This window comes from Nostoc sp. CALU 546 (assembly GCF_048836525.1).
Map to the genome: position 1 here is coordinate 1 of NZ_JAWJTF010000243.1, position 3,225 is coordinate 3,225.

Annotated in this window: 5 protein-coding genes; 1 reads left to right on the plus strand and 4 read right to left on the minus strand. The window is 42.6% G+C overall.

All coding sequences use genetic code 11. The features are described from left to right. The 4 genes from RRG12_RS42135 to RRG12_RS42150 form a co-directional block, all read right to left on the minus strand. Positions 1–749, minus strand: a 749-nt coding sequence (locus tag RRG12_RS42135) for a hypothetical protein (RefSeq protein ID WP_420763226.1), incomplete at its 3' end; no start/stop codon positions are given. Continuing rightward, positions 722–1,546, minus strand: a complete 825-nt coding sequence (locus RRG12_RS42140; protein WP_420761409.1) for a hypothetical protein — start codon at positions 1,544–1,546, stop codon at positions 722–724. The genes RRG12_RS42140 and RRG12_RS42135, both read right to left, overlap by 28 nt. A 144-nt stretch (positions 1,547–1,690) precedes the next feature. Continuing rightward, complete coding sequence (locus RRG12_RS42145) at positions 1,691–2,128, minus strand: hypothetical protein (RefSeq protein WP_420761408.1); 438 nt, start codon at positions 2,126–2,128, stop codon at positions 1,691–1,693. 5 nt (positions 2,129–2,133) lie between these two features. Then, positions 2,134–2,775, minus strand: a complete 642-nt coding sequence (locus RRG12_RS42150; RefSeq protein WP_420761407.1) for a hypothetical protein — start codon at positions 2,773–2,775, stop codon at positions 2,134–2,136. 123 nt (positions 2,776–2,898) lie between these two features. Between RRG12_RS42150 and RRG12_RS42155 the strand changes: the two genes are divergently transcribed. After that, positions 2,899–3,225, plus strand: a 327-nt coding sequence (locus tag RRG12_RS42155) for a Uma2 family endonuclease (protein WP_420763227.1), incomplete at its 3' end; no start/stop codon positions are given.

Below are 3,225 nucleotides of genomic sequence, written 5' to 3' on the forward strand. Positions count from 1 at the left end.
GGTTCATCGAGGATTTCCTGCACAAGTATAGCGACACTTTTCTGATTGCCGATAGGCACAAGGTCAGATACAGGATAGGTTGCACGTCTACATCTTTTGTGCAGTTTTAGAAGTTGGTGGCGAACATCCTTGCGGTATTTTTGTGATTTACTTATTGTTAAATGGTTAGTGAAAATACTGGAAATAAACAAATTCCAAGCATGGTTAATTGATAGACCATTAGCAGCAGGTGGTTCGTTCACTCCCCAACACACCTGTCCAGAACTGTAGACATTGGGTAGTGGCACATGAAAGGCTGGTGCTTGAGGACTAAACTCCTGTTCTTGAATTGCCCAAACCCAATACTTTAATCCCTTGCCCACAAACACCATTGCAGGTAGCGGAACGGTTAAAGATCCAAGTTCATCGCAATTGATTGTATGAGTGGCTGGTGGGATAAATTTTACCAAGTATGTGTCTGTACTGCCCGTACCCCAGCGCACAATTCCTGGTTCCATCCAACCAGTATCAATTGGTTCATTGCTGAAAGCAGTTCTCAGGGCTGCGGGTGAGATACATTTGTAAATATGAGCATCGGCAATTTCTTTGTCTCGGTGGTGGAAGATGTAAATGCCATCCAAAAACAGCAATTCCGCTTGAATTACTGGAGATTTTCGGGGAGGGTCTGCCAAAATTGCTCGTAGAATTTCGCTGGATAGAATTGGTGTCGATGTAACGTCGATTAACGTGGTTTCAATGCTTGTTTCCATAGTTTTAGTAGGATTTGAGCATGAGGTTTTAAGTCTGCTTCTAGCCAATCAATTAAGTCGGCTGCACAGTTCAGCATTCGGTCGGCTTGCTGCCATTTTCTGGTCAGTAAATCAATAGATGCTTTTGACCAAGGTAGAGAGGCGCAGTAAGGTTGGTAGTAATAATCGTCTGCGTACTCATCTAACCAAAGGTTTTTAGTTTCATGATCTAGCAGCTTTAAAGTTAAAGGCAGAAACTTTAAAGGATTATCTAAGTGATGACACTGCCGTTTCAGTTTTTTGTAGTCAATTTTGTCTGGGTGGTCGATGTCAGTGTAGGTAATTTCGTAAATTCCAAATTCACTATCAAACCAATCGCTACCTTCTGGGTGTATGTCATCGAGCCAACGGCGACTGTCATGGCTAAAAGGTAAAAGTAGTTGCCAGCCATCTTTGAGATGTTCAATTTCTCCATCCATTGTCCAGTCAATACCCATTGGGGTAATAGGAATGCTATGCAATCTTTGTTCGTAGGCTGTTTCTACAGTCCAGTGGGATAACGGAAATAGATGAGTGTAAATCAGTACAATAAATTCCAGTTCTCTGGGACTATGGCAATCTACATCTGTAGGTGAGTAAATAGTGGCTTGGCTAGCTTTCCATTCAGTGGGAAAATAGTGCTGATACAGTGCTAGTAAGGAGTAAATGTTGAGTTGAGTTTCCAGATAATCGAGTGATTCTGTGGCATCTAAGGTAAATTGGCACTGATAAAGACTATAAATTGCCTCTGCCATACTGTGGGGTACGAGGTGAGACATATTTTAGTGCAACTCGTTATTATGTGAATTGAAGAACAAAGAGACAGAGGTAGGTGTGGGGTCTACTTCAGCCGAAATGCAAATTGCTGTAATTTGGACAATAATTTACCCCTCAAGTCAATTTCTAACTCCTTTTATCAGCACTCAAAAACCTTCAGGGATAACGCTAGATGTAGGAGTGCAGGCTGTTAGGGATTTTAGGGTTTGGTTGAGTGACTCAGAAAATTCTGTTCCAGCTGCGATCGCTTCTTCAATCTGGACTGATAGCTGTCCTGCATTTTGCCAGTCAATTCCGGTTATGACCTGACGTTGACGCATTTGGTAGCACATTTGGACTGCGGGGTTGATTTCTTCAGGAGCCATTATCAAGCAATCTAGAGAAGAAGTACCTTTTTTACCGGGCTTCTTGATGATGTGAATGGGTTCTCCTGGTTTCCGCTCAATGTCTGCGTTTGCCAGTTCAGCACAAAGAGGAGTGAAAGCATCCCGTAGTAATTGGTCGTCAAAGGCGATCGCTTCTGGAATCCAGTGTTGTTGACCTTCGTAGATAACAAGTAATTTGTTACTATTTGTAGTAGTCATGGCATTTAAAACAGTGATATCTGCGTAGTATTACTGGCTGGTTTAGTAGTATCTGAGCTAGCAGTTTCAGTGCGAACTGGAGTCTGGGTAGTGGGTTTATTGGTTTTGACAGCTTTAGTCTGGGCTATATTCCGGCGAATTTGGCGATTAGGAAAATCGGCTTTGAGTTCGTCCAGTAGTTGAACAATTGGAGGGGGGAAATCACCGAGTTCTTCTTGATTGAGCATGGTAACTACAGGGAAATCACCATGACTGCTGGCAGCAATCATTACAGGTCTATCTCCTGTTTGTTCTGTAGGTAGTAGCGTGATGACAATTTGAACTTTGCATTGCTCGAAAATAAATGGTTCTGGTTGATTTACATTGTTGGTAGCAGATGTTTGTATCTCATCGTCGTCTAACTCATGAGAGTCGATTTCATCTTCGCCGTAGCTATTTTCATCGCTTACTGGTTCTAAAAGTTGCAAAAAGTTAGGTTTGCCTGCACGCAAGCGTTCCCTATCAAATAGCAATCCTAAAGCTTGGAATTGTTCTTCAGCAGTGGTTTTTCCCTGTTGTTCTGAAATGTAAGATTTTAAAGTTTCAGATGTAAGAGTGAGATTGGCTTTGACAATGGCCTGTTCTGGTGTTAGCCATTTTGCGGTCATAGCTTTTTTGGCCTTGTTAACTGGTGTGCAAGCGGTTGTGGCGGTAGCCAGAAGTAGAAACTGTTTTTGAGACTACGGTACTGCTAGACTAAAAGATATCCCCTTTGCTTTTCTTCGGGAGCCATGTCTACGGTAATTACCCAATCCCTGACTCTGGAGGAGTTTCTCAAGCTACCAGAAACAAAACCTGCAAGCGTTTACATTAATGGTGAGATTATTCAGAAGCCAATGCCAAAAGGGAAGCATAGCCGATTACAGTTAAGGCTATGCAACAGTATTAATGATGTTGCCGAAAGCGTGCATATTGCTTATGCCTTTCCAGAACTGCGCTGTAGTTTTGGTATCCGTTCAATAGTACCTGATGTAGCGGTTTTCAACTGGTCGCGTATTCCCTTTGCTGCTGATGGGGAAGCACCCAACGATTTTCTGCTTCCTCCAGACTGGACAATT

Coding starts and splice junctions, on each gene's coding strand:
- RRG12_RS42150 (WP_420761407.1), bottom strand. CDS start 2,775: ATGACCGCAAAATGGCTAACACCAGAACAGGCCATTGTCAAAGCCAAT.
- RRG12_RS42140 (WP_420761409.1), bottom strand. CDS start 1,546: ATGTCTCACCTCGTACCCCACAGTATGGCAGAGGCAATTTATAGTCTT.
- RRG12_RS42145 (WP_420761408.1), bottom strand. CDS start 2,128: ATGACTACTACAAATAGTAACAAATTACTTGTTATCTACGAAGGTCAA.